The sequence below is a fragment of the Paenibacillus dendritiformis genome, assembly GCF_945605565.1.
GTDB lineage: Bacteria > Bacillota > Bacilli > Paenibacillales > Paenibacillaceae > Paenibacillus_B > Paenibacillus_B dendritiformis_A.
Genome location: NZ_OX216966.1, coordinates 2,255,076 through 2,270,850, shown reverse-complemented (window position 1 = coordinate 2,270,850; position 15,775 = coordinate 2,255,076). Strand labels below are relative to the sequence as shown.

Below are 15,775 nucleotides of genomic sequence, written 5' to 3'. Positions count from 1 at the left end.
TGAGACAACCCCTTCTATTACGAAGACGGAAGCAGCCGGATAATGGCGTTCGCCGTCTCTTCAATCGCTTTGTCGGATACATCGAATACATGGCAATTCCATTTGTCGGCCAGCATGGCCGCATAATCCAGCTCCTCCTGTATCCGCTCGGCGGAGCAATACATAGAGCTGTGCGGAAGGCCCAGATTCTTCAGCCTCTCTTCCCGGATGCGAAGCAGCCGCTCAGCCGGCATCGTCAGCATGAAGATGCGCTCGCCGGGCATTCGGTATATTTCCTGCGGCGGCTTCACTTCCGGCGATAACGGAATATTGGCGACTTTGTAGCCCTTGTGGCTCAAGAAGACGCTCAACGGCGTCTTCGAGGTGCGGGAAGGGCCGATCAGCACGATATCCGCTTCGGCAATCGCCGTCGTATCCTTCCCGTCATCGCATTTGACCGTGAATTCGATGGCCTCCATGCGGCGAAAATAATCGTCATCCATCGTATGAAGCAATCCAGGCTGACGTATCGGAGAGTCGTTGAACGTATCGATGAATGCTTGCATCATCGGCCCCATAATATCGACCGCCCGCACGCCGAGCCGAATCGCTTCTTCCTTCATCATTTCCCGAAGCTCGGGCTGCACCAGCGTATAGGCGACGAAGCCGCCTTCGCGGCTCACCTGCTCCATCAACGCTCTGATTTCATCCTCTTGCTTCACATGGCTCTTCCGTTGAATCATAATTTCCTGTCCATGGAATTGTCGTGCTGCCGCCCGTACGACGGATTCAGCGGTATCTCCCAGCGAATCGGAGCATACCGTCACAATGTATGGAGATTGTTGGCTCGATTCTCCCATGCTTGCGCTTCCCCTTCCCTTCCTTTACCTGCCCTTCACCTGGCGAAGAAATACTTTCAAGATCGTCGTCTTGGATATCCGTCCAACGACCTCCCATTTGTCGTTGGCGGCATCTCCACGCTGTACAACGACAGGCAGCGTATCGATATCATGCTCGTCCAGCTTTTTGGCGGCCTCGATAATCGAATCCTCCGGCTTCACGGTAATCAGCGGCGTTCGCGTCATCACGAAGCTGACGGGCATCGTCCCTGCCACCGCATTGCCGAGCGTAACCTTCAACAAGTCTTTTCTCGAGACGACGCCAAGCAGCATCCCCTCATCATCAGCTACAATCAGACTTCCTACATTCTCCAAAAATAACGCGACTACGGCATCATGAACAGTGGAAGTGTCCCGGACGATGATGGGCATGCTCTGGACGTCCTGTACTCGAATGTTCAATGGCTCGCTAGGAGCGCCTGCCGTTATGTTTCCCGGGAAATAACCGACCTTCGGCTTGGCATCCAAATACCCCAGCATAACAAGCACGGAAAGATCGGAGCGAATCGTCGGCCGGCTGATCCCGAGCTGCTCTGCGATCTGCTCGCCGGTAATCGGCGCGGACCGTTGCACGAGCTGTACAATTTCTGATTGGCGCGGCGTAAGTTGAATGGCGCATCCCCCCTTTTCCTTGGACATGATTCATGTTCATGCGCATCTTCGTTCCCTACATTGTACTGCAATTCGGCGGCTTCCATCAATGCCCAACAGAAGAGACGATCTTCGCCGACGGGCAGGAAGATCGTCTCCAGGCTCAATAAGGGGAGAATGAACATCTCCATACGATATCCGCATCCGCAATCCGCTCATCTTCATCTACCCCCGCTTCATCGCCCGTAATCCAGAGGCCGACTAACGGGCCGCTTCGCTTGGCCGTCTCGCCCATAATCTGCTCGGCGGCGGAGCGGGCCATGCGGACATGCTTCTCCCATGCCTCCGGGTGATAGGGGAGCATGACGGTGACATGAGCTTTGCTCCCGGTCCGGTAACAACGATCGACCGCCCGGAACAGCGCCTCCGCCTGCATGTCTATCCAATCCGGCACGGCGTCCGAGATGAACGCCGGCGTCCGGTCCTCATCGGCAAGAAGCCATTCCTTCCAGCGGCGCATCATGAACCACTGCTGATTCAGCTTGTCAAGACTGCGCCCCTCTGATTCTGCGGCCAGGCGCTGCAGCACTTCCATCCGCTGCTCGATATCCGTCAGGCTGGGCAGCGCTTCCTTCAAGCGGGCATCCGCCAGTATCATATAGAGATGCACGGGGCGGGATGATGCGGCTGCCTTGATGAAAGACTCATATTCTGACGTCATGAACGGAACCAGCTTATTAAGAGCGGCGTCTCGCTCAGGCGCATGGACCGCCTGCAGCATCTCCCTCACTAGCCGGATTCGTTCCGTCGTCAAGAGCGGTTCTGCGCCCGCATTGAGCAAGATGTGGGCCGCTTCTTGGCTGAGAGCAGCATGAATGTCTGAACGCTTGCTGCAGCGCATAACCGTACGGCTGAACGCTGCTCTCTGCCCTAACCTGTCTTCATCCCATATATGTCCCCATGCGGAACCGGTACGGCGGATGAGGCGAAAATACGTTGCCTGCCCGCCCTCGCTCCATTCCGCTTCCTGATGCCATGCCGGCTGCGCACTAGACTTCAATGTGCTGTACCTCTCTTTCCGGTGCCGCATCCTCGTGACAGCCATGTGATTTGCAGTCCATGTAGTAGACTGTTACCCGCTCCGTATCTTGTTCTGCGATAAACCGGTTGCATTGTTTGCATAGAATGGCGCCCAATAACGGCTTGCATTGGGTTTGTTCCATCACACATCCACCTCTCCTCAGTCATCGTGACGGGTATCCTAACGCGATGCATTATGGTGTCATTAATGACGGTGATCGCGGAAGCTTCTGGCTGATACCCTATAAATATGACGGCATAATCCATCATATTCTTGCAACAATTCGTTTGACTGGACAAAATAACGGATTGCTTTTCCATATTATATATCATATTATTTAATAACACACAATATTTAATTATTTAATACGTCATAATCAGGAGTGGTGAATGAATATGGATCGACAATTAAGTTTGGAATGTGTTCGCGTGACCGAAGCGGCTGCCTTGGCATCGGCGCAATGGATTGGCAGGGGGCGTTCCGATGAGGCGGATGACGCGGCGACCCGCATGATGCGCAGCATGTTCGCTTCGGTTCCGATTCAAGGTACGGTCGTCATCGGGGAAGGCGAAATGGACGAGGCGCCGATGCTCTCCATCGGAGAATCGGTTGGATCCGGCGAAGGCTCGGAGGCGGATGTCGCGGTAGACCCCGTCGAAGGTACGGAATTGGTAGCCAAAGGATTGAACGGAGCGTTGTCCGTCATCGCGATAGCGGACCGGGGGCAGCTGCTTCATGCACCCGATATGTATATGCGCAAGCTTGCCTGCGGACCGCGGCTCAGAGGCCATCTCCATCTGGATGATCCGCTCGAATGGACGGTGCGGAAGGCTGCCACCGTATTGGGGCGAGATGTATCGGAGTTGACGGTGTCCATTCTCGATCGGGAACGCCATGCTGCCGAGATCGCCGCCCTGCGGCGTGCCGGCGTCAGGCTGAAGCTGCTCGAGGCGGGCGATGTCGCAGGCGCGCTGGCCACGGCCTTCACGGAGTCCGGCGTCGATCTGTATGTCGGCTCGGGCGGCGCCCCGGAAGGCGTGCTGGCCGCAGCCGCGCTGCGCTGCATGGGCGGAGAGATGCAGGCTCGCCTTATGCCGGCCGGCGAAGAAGAATGGAACCGGTGCCTGGCGATGGGAGTTCATCCTCCCGATCGGCTGCTGCATACGGAGGATCTATGCGGGCGCGGAGACGTCATCTTCGCGGCGACCGGGATCACGCCGGGGGATGTGCTGCAAGGGGTGCGGAACACATCGGGCAATTACGCGGAGACGCATTCGCTCGTGCTGCGCTCGAAGACCGGAACTCTGCGCTTCGTCCGAACGCTGCACGCGATGGATCCCTGCTCCCTGCAGCCGGATGCCGTTATCCCGGAGGTCGCGTCTGCCTCGGCAGACAGACGCTTCGATGTGATATAGATGGCGGCGCTCCTCCGCCGCAAAATAACGAAGAAGGGTATCCCTGCGCCCTCAAGCACCGGATTCCCTTCTTGCTGTCTCTAGGCTTCATCATCATCTGCCCGCCGCTTGGCGCGCTTGAGCCGGAACAAGAGCACAAGCGCGAATCCGCCCGCCGCGGCGGCTCCCTTGAAGCTCCAAGCCGTCGCGCCCAGCAAGAGCGGGATCAGCAGGATGACGGCGCAGCTTAGATGGATGGCAGTGCTCATTCGCAGCGCGGCCTCATGGCGGGCGTGAGGCGGCAGCGGGTAAATGCTTCGCATGACGTCATGCCGGTGATACGTGAACAAAGTATGGAGCTGGGCTCCGATAACGAGCAGGATCAGCCCGTAGGCCGCTGCGCTCCAGACGGAATCCCGGACCCACAATAAGGCGAGCAGGCCGATGACGGTGAGCCGCACCAGAATGCCCAGCAGTTCGCTGCGGGCGAATGTCTTCGCCAGCAAATAGCGGTAAGCCGCTTGAGGACGGTAGGCATGGCGGTCGCCGAACCGCTTCAGCCAAGGCCTCATATACCGGCGCTCTTCCGTGACGGCGATGTCGACGAAGTTCGAGAGGAGCAGAAATACCCGGCTCGCATGAACCCGCTCCGTCTCGATGTGGCGCTCCCATGGAAAACGGAGCCTGCTCCGGGTAACCGTCCAGCCGATGTAGCCTAGTCCTGCAGCTCCCGTAATCAGCGCTGCCGCCGGAACACTCAGCCACAGCCAGCTCGCCGTCGCTCCCCAGACCCAAGCATAGCGCAGCCATCGGCTCGTTCCGCGGATGGACGGGTCGCTCATCTGCCGTTCGCTCCAACTGCCGACGGCAGCGACGCACTTTAGCAGGATGATGACGGCCAGCATCAGACCATAATGCTTCGGCTGCGGGTCCGCCCGGTGATATAACGGCCATAGCACGGTCCATACCGCCAGCGGCAGCAGCATTCTCGGGATGAGACTGTAGCGGATGCTCCGCTTCATGTAATCGGCCAACCTCCCTTCCACCCGCAGCAGGAAGACCAGATCCGGCGGCTCCAGGAACGTGCGGTAGGTCATGTAAGCCGTCGCCGGCGCGACCAGAAGCAGCACCAGCTCGCGGACCGGGAAGTCGGACGGGATTTGATCTAAAAAGTTGGCGTAAAAAGCCGTCCCGGTTATAAATCCTAAAACGAGCACAATGGCCAGGCCGCTCTGTGCAACATAGCCTAAATAAGGGAGCACTTGCCTCCAGAACCGTTGCCGGCGCTCCCTCCATAACCGGCCGGCGTCGAACGTCGCGGTTCCGTCCGCTTCCCGGGTTATCCGTTCCATGGACGATCACCGCCCCCCTGCTGCACGTCGGTCACCCACGTATAGAAGAGATCCTCCAGCCGTTCTTCGGCAGGCCGGCCGGAGTGGCCGCTCCACTGCTTCCGCAGCTCCTCCTGGCTGCCCGCGCCCAGCACTCTTCCTTGGTGCAGGAGGACGAAGCCGTCGCAATATTGCTCGATCGTGGACAAAATATGCGAGCTGACGAGCAGCGCCGCCCCTTCTTCCTTGACGCTCTTCATATATTGAAGCAGCGAACGGATGCCTAGCGGATCAAGGCCAAGGAACGGCTCGTCAATGATATAGAGCGGAGGGCGAACCGCAAATGCGCACATCAGCATCGTCTTCTGCTTCATGCCCTTGGATAGATGCTGAGCCGCCTTATCCAGATGCGGCTCCATCTGGAACAACTGCGCGAGCTCGGCCACCCGCTGCTCGAATCGGGCCTTGTCCACCCCATAAGCGGTGGCCGTCCAGACCAGATGCTCACGCACGGTCAAGGCGTCATACAGCAGCGGGGTCTCGGGAACGTACGCCAATGCCGCCCGGTACTGCTCCGGCGCTTCCGCCAGCGTACGTCCCTGCAGCGTTACCTTGCCGGACTGCGGCTCAAGCAGCCCGAGAATATGCTTCATCGTCGTGCTCTTCCCGGCGCCGTTCAGCCCGATCAATCCGATCATCTGGCCGGCTTCGACCGTGAAGTTAATATCGTGGAGAACGGGTCTGCCGACACTGTAGCCGCCGGTCAACCTTTCAATATGTAATAAAGATTCCATATATCGTCACCTCACCGCCTATTATACCGAACACGGAGAGGGGATGCGAATGGAACGGGGATCATCCGGGCGCTGACAGAAGCTTCGTCTGCAGCTTCGGCTCGGGGCACGATTCTTTAGCCAGGAGCTTCGGCTCGGGACACGCTCTTTAGCGCGGGGATGCCACGACATCCCGCTGCCTGGCTCCTTACACGCCTTCGGCCGCCCCTTCCTGGTCCTCTTGCGGCGCCGAGCCTGCGTCTTGGCCGCTCTTCTGCTTCGCGGCCTCCCGCTTCATCTCCGCCGCCTTCCGCGCTTGCTTGAGCGCCTCGTTGCCTTCGCTTTCGATAGAGGCGGCCGCTTCTTCGACCGTTTTCTTGCCGTCGGCTACCGCCATAATTTCTCGCTCCAGCAGGTCGTGCATGGAAGGAAGGAACGAACTTGGGATGTTCCGGGCCGATTCCCCCCAGAGCCCCCATTTTCCTTTTGGCTTCAGCATATATAATGCCTCGACGTTCTTTCCGTCGACTTCGGTGAAGAACTCGCTTCTTGCCGGAAGTCCCTTGCCCAGCGTCCGCGATTCCTTCTTCGCCTTTTCCGGGTCGTTGACATGCTTCACGAATTCCCAGGCCGCCCGCTTGTTCGGGGAATCGGCAGAAATCGCGAAGATGGCGGCCGGACGAATATGAGGCGATACATCCGGGAATTGCGGATCGACGGGGACGGTCACGACGCCCCAATCGATTTTTTGCGCGTCCTTATCATATTGCGGCCGGTTGCGCAGATCCGTGAAGAAGAAGAAGTTGCCGATGACCATCGCGGCTTTGCCGCGAAAGAACGGTGAATCCGTGAGCATAGAAACGGATGTATCCGAGTCCGGCTTCGGAGACGGGGCATGCAGAGCGTGGCTCCGGATGGCCCCGCTCACCATCTCCAGCACTTCCTTCCACCCCTCCGTGTTGAAGATAACCTTTTCTCCCTTCGCATCGACGAGACGCAGCGACGATGTCTCCGCGATCTCATAGAACAACATGACGGGCGAGGCGTGCTGCTCGGACAAGCCATACAAGCTCTCCTCTCCGGAATCGAGCGCCGCGAAGCGCTCCGACAGTTCGAACAGCTCTTGCCAGGTCATCTTATTCCGCGGAAGCTCGATATGATGCGCCCGGAACAGCTCGGCGTTATAGAAGACCGCTGCGGTATCCAGCGTCGGGGCGAGCCCGTATACCGATCCGCCGCCGGACTCCCGAAGCACATCGATGACCCCGGGCAAGTACCCATCGAGATCGAATGTCTCCTCGGCGATAATCGTATCCAAATTATACAGCTTATCCTCCTGAATCAACTGCTCGAATTGGCCGTATTCGCACATAATGACATCCGGCTTGTTTTTTTCGACGAACCTCATGAACGCATCCTGATAGCTGAGAGACAGCTCATCCATATCCTTATAGATCTCCTGGATGCTCGCGACTTCGAACTGAATATTGGGATACTTCATATGAAACGAATTGCCGTATTCTTCATAAAATAACGCTTCGCTGTAAGACATGACCTTCAGCTTCCCCGCGCCGTCTTCCCCTAGCTCCTCCAGTACGGGAGCCTTGCCCATGCACCCGCCCAGCATAGCAATCACCGCTAGCAGCAGGACGGACCTCCATTTGTCTGTCACTCCGCCTTCTCTCCTTCTGTCATTCGCCCTTTGCTAAGCGGCAGCTTATTTCTTCCCGGCCTGCTCCTTCGCTTTGGCCGCCTCCCGCGCCTGCTGGAGGGCTGCATTCCCCTCTGTCTCGATCACGGCCACGGCCTCCTCCGCGCTCTTTCCGTTCTCGACCATCGCCTTCAATTCCTTAATGATAATGTTCGAGAAGGTCATGCGGAATCCGTCCGGGATATTGACGCTCGTCCCCCCCCATAAGGAACCGCTCGATGCCTTCGGCCGCAGCATATAGAAGGGTTCCATGCTTTTGCCGTCCACTTCTGTCATCGCGTCCGCCCTAGTCGGCAGTTCGCCCCGGAAGGAACGGGAAGCGGCCTTCGCCATTTCCGGACCGTTCACGAACTTCACGAACTCCCAAGCCGCCCGCTTGTTCGGGGAATCGGCCGCGATCGCATAGATGGAACTCAACATGGTAAAGGCGGACTCCTCCGGCGCAGCCGGATCGACGGGCGCCGTCACAAAATCCCAATTGATCTCTTCACTGTCGCTGGCATACACCGCCTGATTCCGAAGATTGCTCATGAGCCAGCTCGATCCGAGTATCATCGCGACTTTGCCTTTGAAGAACTGCTCGGTCTGCAAATAATACATCGTATTTTCTTTTTCCGGCTCCAGAGAAGCCGTATAGATCCCCTTGTCGCGAATCGCCTTGGCTGTCAGTTCCATCGCTTCCTTCCAGCCGTCCGTGTTGAAGGTGATCTTCTCTCCCTTCGCGTCGAACACCCGGAGCGACGAACTGAGTGCCACATTAAAAAGCATGCCGTCGGCTTGGCCGAACTCATCAGCCAAACCATAAATCTGATCGTCCCCGGAACCGAGGCCCGCGAAGCGGCTCGACAATTCGAGCAATTCTTTCCAGCTCATCTGATTGCGCGGCGGGTCAATATGATGTTCTCGGAACATATCGGGATTATAGTAGATGACCGAGGCATGAAAGTACGGAGCCAAGCCGTATAGCGAGCCGCCGCCGCGTTCCCGAAGCATATCGACGGATCCGGGCATAAAACCGTCCAGATCGAATTTCTCCTGCTCGATTACCGTGTCCAGATTGTACAGCTTCCCTTCCTCCACCAGCTTCTCGAAGCTGTCCGAACTCGTCATAATGACATCCGGCTTGTGCTTCTCGATAAATTTGAGATATTCCTCCTCATAGCTCGTCCCGTTTTCCTGCATATCCTGATAGATTGTCCCCGTGCTGATGACCTCGAACTCAATATTGGGATACTTCACATTGAAGTTGTTCCCGTAATCGCTATAAAAGCTGCCCTCGTCATAATAGAGCACTTTAATTTTCCCCTTGCCCTCGGAGTCCAGCTCTTCAAGCGCGGGCTTCCCGCCGAAGCAGCCTCCCAGCAAAGAAATGACAGCAAGCAGCAGTATGGAAACCTTCCATTTCTTTTTCATTCCGTTCTCCTCCTTTTCGTTACAAGAAGCAAGTATATCGGCAGTTCCCGCATCATTCAACCAAATAAAGGGAATCTTAATCAAATCGATAGGGGATGTTAAGAACTATTAAGAAAACGGGAAGCCTTCCGCTCCGTCCTGGATCGCGCCTACTTCTTCCCGGCCTTCTCCTTCTCCGCCTTGACCGCTTCCCGCGCCTGCTTGAGGAGCGCGTTGCCCTCGATCTCGATCGCGGCCGCAGCTTCCTCCGCGGACTTCCCGTTCTCGACCATCTCCTTCAATTCCTTGAGGACCAGATTCGAAAATTTCGTACGGAAGCCGGACATGAATTCACGGTCGAGCCCCCGCCATAAGTGCGCGCTCAATGCCTTAGGCCGCAGCATATAGAAAGGCTCCATGCTTTTGCCGTCCACCTCTTTCATGTAGTCCACCCTTGTCGGCAGGTCGCCCCGGAAGGAACGGGACTTGGCCTTCGCCATTTCCGGACCGTTCATATATTTCACGAATTCCCAGGTAGCCCGCGTGTTCGGAGAATCGGCCGCGATCGCATAAATATCGTACACGTACGCGAAACCGGATTCCTCCGGGGCAGCCGGATCGACGGGCGCCGTAACGAAGCTCCAATTGACTTCTGTTCCGTTTTTATCCTTCGATCGATTGCGGAGATCGCCGATGAGCGAGGACGATCCGATCATCATCGCCAGTTTGCCTTGGAAAAACTGCTCTGTCTGCGAATGAAGGATCGTGCCTTCACCGATCGGCTTCAGAGGAACCGTATAGACCGTGTGGCCGAGAATTGCGTTGGCTGTCACCTCCAACGCCTCCTTCCAGCTCTCCGTATTGAAGTTGATCTTCTCCCCCTTCGCGTCCAGCACTCGTAACGATGAGCTCCTTGCCAACGTAAAAAGCAAGTCGTCGGCAAAGCCGTATTCATCCGAGAGACCATAAATCCGATCGTCCCCGGAACCGAGGCCAGCGAAGCGGCTCGACAATTCGAGCAATTCTGTCCAGCTCATCTGATTGCGCGGCGGGTCAATATGATGCTCCCGGAACAGATCGGCGTTATAGTAGACAACCGAGGTATTGAAGTTCGGAGCCAAGCCGTATAATGAACCGCCACCGGGCTCCCGAAGCATATCGATGAGCCCGGGCAAATATCCGTCAAGATCGAAGCTGTCCTGCTCAATCACCGGATCCAGATTGTACAGCTTGCCCTCCCGCGCCAGCTTCTCGAAGCTGGCCGAACCGACCATAATGACATCCGGCTTATGTTTCTCCACCAATTTGAGATACTCTTCCTCATAGGTCGTTCCGTTTTCTTTCATATCCTTTTGGATGGAGAGGGTGGTAATGACTTCGAATTCAATATTGGGATACTTCGCATTGAAGGTGTTTCCATATTCCCTATAAAAGTAGCCCTCATCATAATAGAGCACTTTAATTTTACCTTCACCATCCGCCCCCAGCTCTTCAAGCGCCGGCTTCTCGGCAAAGCAGCCCCCGAGCAAAGTAATCACAATCAGCAGCAGAATGGCTGCTTTCCATTTCTGTCTCAATTCCTTCTCCTCCCTTTCATTCCAGAGCAAATATATCGGCCGCTCCCCTTTGGAATGACGCTCTTCGTGACGCAATACAAGGAACGGCCGCCAACTTGCGTCGACGGCCGCAGACTCTGAGTTCAATGAGAAGCCTTATCCAATGGCCGACTTCCATTGGAATCGGGCTCTCCGCGCTTCTGTATGCTACTTCGTGCCGGCATTCGCCTTCTTCGCCTTCTGCGCCGCCCGCGCCTGCTCGAGGAGCGCGTTGCCCTCGCTCTCGATGGCAGCCGCCGCCGCTTCGGCAGACTTCCCGTTCTCGATCATTTCGTACAATTGCTTTTCCACCAGACTCGGGAAGCCAAATCTGAACTCATCCGGCCGGTTCACGTTCGAGCCTCCCCAGATTGAACCGCCCCCGGCCTTCGGCCGCAGCAGGTAGAAGCTTTCCGTGCTTTTGCCCGCGACTTCTTTGGTGAAGCCGGATCTTGTCTGCAGGCCAGCATGCGGAGAGCGGGATAGGGCCTTCGCCATTTCCGGGCTGTTCACGTACTTCATGAATTCCCACGCCGCCCGCTTGTTCGCGGAATCAGCCGCAATTGCATAGATGCCGTTCAATTCCACGAATGGCGATTCGTCCGGTGATGCCGGATCGACGGGAACCGTGACCATGTTCCACTCCATCTTCTTCCCATCATCCTGCATCGGACCTTCCAACATTTGATTCAGGAACATGCCTGACCCGAGCACCATCGCGACTTCACCCCTGAGAAGCGGCTCAGTCTGCAAATATCTCACGTCTTCTTGAGACGCAAATACCGCTCTGCTGCGAACCGCATCGGCCACCAGCTCCATCGCTTCCTTCCAGCCCTCCGTGTTAAATGCCAGCTTCTCTCCCTTCGGGTCGAGCGCGCGCAGCGACGAGGTCGCCGCTATCCCGAACAGAAGCTCTTCCACCCGGCCGAAATCCTCCGTCAGCCCATAAATGGGCTTATCCTTGGAGCCCAAGCCGGCGAAGCGTTGCGATAACTCCAGCACCTCTTTCCAGCTCATCTGATTGCGCGGCGGATCAATCTGATATTCCCGGAACAGCTCGGCGTTATAGTAGAGGTTGTTCGTATAAAAGGACGGAGCCAAGCCGTATAGCGAGCCGTCCCCATAATGCCGCATCATATCGATAAGTCCGGGCATGTAACTGTCAACATCGAATTTCTCCTGTGCGATGATCGGGTCCAGATTGTACAGCTTGCCTTCCTGCGCCATCTTCTCGAACAGGTCGGTTTTGGTGAAAAACAGGATATCCGGTTTGTTCTTCTCAATCAACTTGAGATACTCTTCCTCAAAGCTCGTCCCATTCTTCTCGATATCCGGGTACATTTCAATGAGGCTGATGAATTCGAACTCAAGGTTGGGATATTTCTCATTAAAGATCGCATCAAAGCCATTGCCATAATCCCTATAAAAGCTTTCATCGTTGTGGTACATGACTTTAATTTTCACCTTGCGCTCCGGTTCCAGCTCTTCGAGCACCGGCTTCTCGGCAAAACAGCCTCCCAGCAAAGAGATTACCGTTAGCAGCAGAATGGCTGCCTTCCATTTCTGTCTCAATTCCTTCTCCTCCCTTTCATTCCAGAGCAAGTATATCGGCCGCTCCCAGACCATTCAACCAGATAAAGGAAATCTTAAGCGAATCACAACGTGAATGTTAAGATTATTAAGAATCTCCACTCCTTTTCGCTCTCTTAAGGGTCCTTATCTGCCGAAAAAAAGACCGCCGACTTAAGTCAGCGGCCTCCGATCAAGCTTCTCCATCTCTTACTTCTTCGCGGCATTCTCTAGCGCCTTCCTCCGCATCTCCTCTGCCTCCGCCTTCTCTCTCTCCCGCTCTTGCTTCAGGATTGCGTTGCCTTCTTCGTCGATCTTGACAACGGCGGCTTCGGCCGGTTTATTGTTCTCGATCATGTCTCTCAATTCCTGCTTAATCAGGTTCGCGAAGTTCCAGTAGAAGCCTGGAGGGATCTTCCCGTTCGGTCCGCCCCATACCGTTCCGCTCGATGCCTTCGGTCTCAGCATAAAGAAAGGCTCCAGGCTTATGCCGTCCAGATCTCTGACGTGATCCCCTCTTGTCGGGAGCTCGTCCCGCAAGTCCCGCAAGGAACGGGAATCGGCCTTCGCCCTCTCCGGACCGTTCACATACTTTACGAATTCCCAAGCGGCCCGCTTGTTCGGGGAATCGGCCAGGATAGCGAATTCTTCGTGAAGAGACACATATTGTGATTCATCCGGATTCCCCGGATCGACAGGCGCGGTCACGATGCCCCAATCGATTGGCTTTGCTTCTTTATCATAGTTCGGATAGTCCCTAAGCTCATGCATGAACCAGGGCGTTCCGAGCACCATCGCGACCTTGCCTTTGAAAAAATTCTGGCTCTGTACAACTTCAACCTCACCATAGCGGAAGCCCGGATCCAACAGCGTCGAAAAAACCGCTTGGTCGCGTATCGCATTGGCCGTCAGCTCCATCGCTTCCTTCCAGGCGTCCGTATTAAACGCGATTTTTTCCCCTTTCGCATCAAACAGCCGCAACGACATGCTCTCGGCCACACCAAAAAAAATGCTGTCGGCTCGTCCGTCTTGATTCACCAAACCATAGATCGGATCGTCTTCGGAACCGCCTTCCCCAAACCGGCTCGCCAGTTCGATCAGCTCCTTCCAGCTCATCCTGTTGCGCGGCAGTTCAATGTGATGCTCCCGGAACAGATCGGCATTATAGAAAATGACCGAGGTCCAAAAGTACGGCGCCAGGCCGTAGAGCGAGCCGCTCCCGCGTTCCCGCAGCAAATCGACGAACCCGGGCAAATAGCCGTCAAGATCGAACTTCTCCTGTTCGATAATCGCCTCCAAATTGTACAGCTTGCCCTCCTCCGCCAGCTTATCGAACAGGTCTCGTCTGCTCACAATCAGAACATCCGGCTTGTTCTTCTCGATAAATTTTATATATTCTTCCTCGTAGGTGGTGCCGTTCACCTGCATTTCCCGGCCGATTGGAACGGTGCTTACCACCTCCAACTCAATATTGGGGTAGCTCAAATTAAATTGGTTGCCAAATTCCTTAAAGAAACTGTCCTCGTCATAATAGAGCACTTTGATTTTCCCCTTGCCCTCCGGTCCAAGCTCTTCGAGCACCGGCTTCTCGGCGAAGCAGCCCCCCAGCATAGAAATCACCGCAAGGAGCAAAATGGCCGCCTTCCATTTCTGTCTCAATCCGCTCTCCTCCCTTTTATTCCAGACCAAGTATAGCGGCCGTTCCCTGACCCTTCAACCAGATAAAGGAAAAGTTAAGCGAATCGATCAGAGAATGTTAAGAATATTAAGAATCTCCACATGTTCCTGCGCCCTGTAGGAATGTCCTTGCCTGCCGAAAAATAGACCGCCGGCTTATCCGGCCGACGGTCGTTCAAGTGTTCTATCCTATTGACTGCTGTCCTCTGTCGTGAGACGGCGCGCCTTCTCCTCTTCCCTAATCTTGCGAAGAACGGCGTCTCCTTCCGCCTGCACCGCAGCGGCGGCTTCCTCCACTGTCTTCATCTTGCCGATCACAGCCTCCATCTCCCGCGACAATATCGTTCTGAATTCCCAGAAGAACTCATGGGGAATCCCGATGTTGAAGAAGTTGTCCCAGATGGATTTGGACTGTGCCCGCGGCCGCAGCAAATAGAAGGCTTCCAGACTTTTGCCTTCGATTTCCTCTACCAAATGGATTCTTGTCGGCAAAGTTTCCTTTGTCTTGCGGGAGTTGGCCTTGGCCCTGTCTGGCCCGTTCACGAATTTGACGAGCTCCCATGCCGCCCGCTTGTTCGGAGAATCTGCCGCAATGGCGAATACTTGGTGCAGCCTTACGTACGGAGACGAGTCGGGCGAGGCCGGATCGACAGGGGCCGTGACGATGCCCCAATCGAAGGACTTCGCTTCCTTATCCCACGCAGGGCGATGTTTGAGGTCGGACATGAACCATGTCTCCTCCATGATCATTGCCGCCTTGCCTTGAAAAAAGAGAGAATCGGAGCCCCATAACAGGTTGCCCTGCTCGTCTTCGATCGGCGGCTGCATATAGGCCGATTGATTGCGGATCGAATCGGCCGCCAGCTTCATCGCCCGCTTCCAGCCATCGGTCTCGAACATGAGCTTCTCTCCCTTCGCGTCGAACAGGCGCAGCGCATAAGCGTCCGCCATCCTCAGCAGCAGTTGATCCGGCTTCCCATGCCGTTCGTAGTAGCCGGCAATCTGGTTCTCGCGCGAACCGAGGCCCTTGAACCGGCTTGACAGCTCCAACAGCTCTTCCCAGGTCATCTGATGGCGCGGCGGATCGATATGATGCTCCCGGAACAGATCAGCGTTGTAATAGATGGCGCTCGTGCTGAATTCAGGGGCCAATCCATATAAAGAACCGCTTCCTTTGCCCCGAATCATATCGATAAGACCCGGCATATACCCTTCCAGATCGAATTTTTCCTGCGCAATGACGGCATCCAAATTATACAGCTTGCCTTCCTGCGCCATCTCCCCCATTTCATCCAGACTCACGATGACCACATCGGGATTATGCTTGCGGAGAAACTCCAGCCGTTCCGCCTTCATATCGGCATCATCCTTGTCTCTCAGTTCACGGTGCATCTCGCCCCAGCTCACCACTTCGATTTCAATGCCCGGATATTTGACTTGAAAAGCATTTCCGTATCTGGAGTAGAAGCTTTTCTCATCGGCATAGACTACTTTCAGCGTCCCGGCGCCGTCTGCCCCCAGTTCTTCCAGCACCGGCTTCTCTCCGAAGCAGCCGCTGAGCATGGCAGCGGTAATCACCAGCAGCGTCATATACCTCCACTTCCTTCTCAAAATCTTCGCCTCTCTTTCTAGATTTCGCGGCCGTGCGCGGATGCTTTGTTGTTGGTCTCATGCCATCAACGCTCTCTATCCTGGTATAACGAACCGTTAGCCTTAGATGTGACATTGAGAGATATCGCTGCAAGGATGCCCGTTCCAACGGAACAGGCCGCTGACATAAGTC

Annotated in this window: 13 protein-coding genes; 1 reads left to right on the top strand and 12 read right to left on the bottom strand. The window is 55.7% G+C overall.

Annotated elements, in window-relative coordinates:
- Positions 1 to 17: 17 nt before the first annotated feature.
- From NNL35_RS09840 to NNL35_RS09825, 4 genes are all read right to left on the bottom strand, one after another.
- Positions 18 to 839, bottom strand: a complete 822-nt coding sequence (locus NNL35_RS09840) for a pyruvate, water dikinase regulatory protein (protein WP_006678832.1) — start codon at positions 837 to 839, stop codon at positions 18 to 20.
- A 24-nt stretch (positions 840 to 863) separates the two neighbouring features.
- Positions 864 to 1,517 carry a helix-turn-helix transcriptional regulator gene (locus tag NNL35_RS09835; RefSeq protein WP_006678831.1) on the bottom strand — a complete coding sequence of 218 codons (654 nt, stop codon included), beginning with the start codon at positions 1,515 to 1,517 and terminating at the stop codon, positions 864 to 866.
- A 115-nt stretch (positions 1,518 to 1,632) separates the two neighbouring features.
- Positions 1,633 to 2,529, bottom strand: a complete 897-nt coding sequence (locus NNL35_RS09830) for a hypothetical protein (RefSeq protein ID WP_006678830.1) — start codon at positions 2,527 to 2,529, stop codon at positions 1,633 to 1,635.
- Positions 2,519 to 2,692, bottom strand: a complete 174-nt coding sequence (locus tag NNL35_RS09825) for a GapA-binding peptide SR1P (protein WP_085982260.1) — start codon at positions 2,690 to 2,692, stop codon at positions 2,519 to 2,521. Before NNL35_RS09825 ends, NNL35_RS09830 begins: the two co-directional genes overlap by 11 nt.
- A gap of 253 nt (positions 2,693 to 2,945) precedes the next feature.
- On the opposite strand from NNL35_RS09825, the gene glpX reads away from it, so the two are divergent.
- On the top strand, positions 2,946 to 3,965 hold the full coding sequence (glpX, locus tag NNL35_RS09820; protein ID WP_040733522.1) for a class II fructose-bisphosphatase: 1,020 nt from the start codon (positions 2,946 to 2,948) through the stop codon (positions 3,963 to 3,965).
- An 80-nt stretch (positions 3,966 to 4,045) separates the two neighbouring features.
- On the opposite strand, the gene NNL35_RS09815 is transcribed toward glpX, so the two are convergent.
- From NNL35_RS09815 to NNL35_RS09780, 8 genes are all read right to left on the bottom strand, one after another.
- A complete protein-coding gene (locus tag NNL35_RS09815; RefSeq protein WP_006678828.1) occupies positions 4,046 to 5,296 on the bottom strand; it encodes an ABC transporter permease in 1,251 nt (416 codons plus the stop codon).
- Entirely contained in the window at positions 5,284 to 6,069 is a 786-nt protein-coding gene (locus NNL35_RS09810) for an ABC transporter ATP-binding protein (RefSeq protein ID WP_006678827.1), read from the bottom strand. The genes NNL35_RS09815 and NNL35_RS09810 overlap by 13 nt, the downstream gene beginning before the upstream one ends.
- Before the next feature lie 187 nt (positions 6,070 to 6,256).
- Complete coding sequence (locus NNL35_RS09805; protein ID WP_006678826.1) at positions 6,257 to 7,720, bottom strand: ABC transporter substrate-binding protein; 1,464 nt, start codon at positions 7,718 to 7,720, stop codon at positions 6,257 to 6,259.
- 45 nt (positions 7,721 to 7,765) lie between these two features.
- Positions 7,766 to 9,172, bottom strand: coding sequence for an ABC transporter substrate-binding protein (locus tag NNL35_RS09800; protein ID WP_006678825.1), 1,407 nt, complete (start codon positions 9,170 to 9,172; stop codon positions 7,766 to 7,768).
- Positions 9,173 to 9,321: 149 nt separating this feature from the next.
- On the bottom strand, positions 9,322 to 10,728 hold the full coding sequence (locus NNL35_RS09795) for an ABC transporter substrate-binding protein (RefSeq protein ID WP_040733520.1): 1,407 nt from the start codon (positions 10,726 to 10,728) through the stop codon (positions 9,322 to 9,324).
- A gap of 186 nt (positions 10,729 to 10,914) precedes the next feature.
- A complete protein-coding gene (locus NNL35_RS09790; protein ID WP_040733516.1) occupies positions 10,915 to 12,318 on the bottom strand; it encodes an ABC transporter substrate-binding protein in 1,404 nt (467 codons plus the stop codon).
- Between the two features lie 207 nt (positions 12,319 to 12,525).
- On the bottom strand, positions 12,526 to 13,974 hold the full coding sequence (locus tag NNL35_RS09785; protein WP_254553319.1) for an ABC transporter substrate-binding protein: 1,449 nt from the start codon (positions 13,972 to 13,974) through the stop codon (positions 12,526 to 12,528).
- A gap of 207 nt (positions 13,975 to 14,181) precedes the next feature.
- A complete protein-coding gene (locus NNL35_RS09780) occupies positions 14,182 to 15,582 on the bottom strand; it encodes an ABC transporter substrate-binding protein (RefSeq protein WP_006678821.1) in 1,401 nt (466 codons plus the stop codon).
- Positions 15,583 to 15,775: the final 193 nt, after the last annotated feature.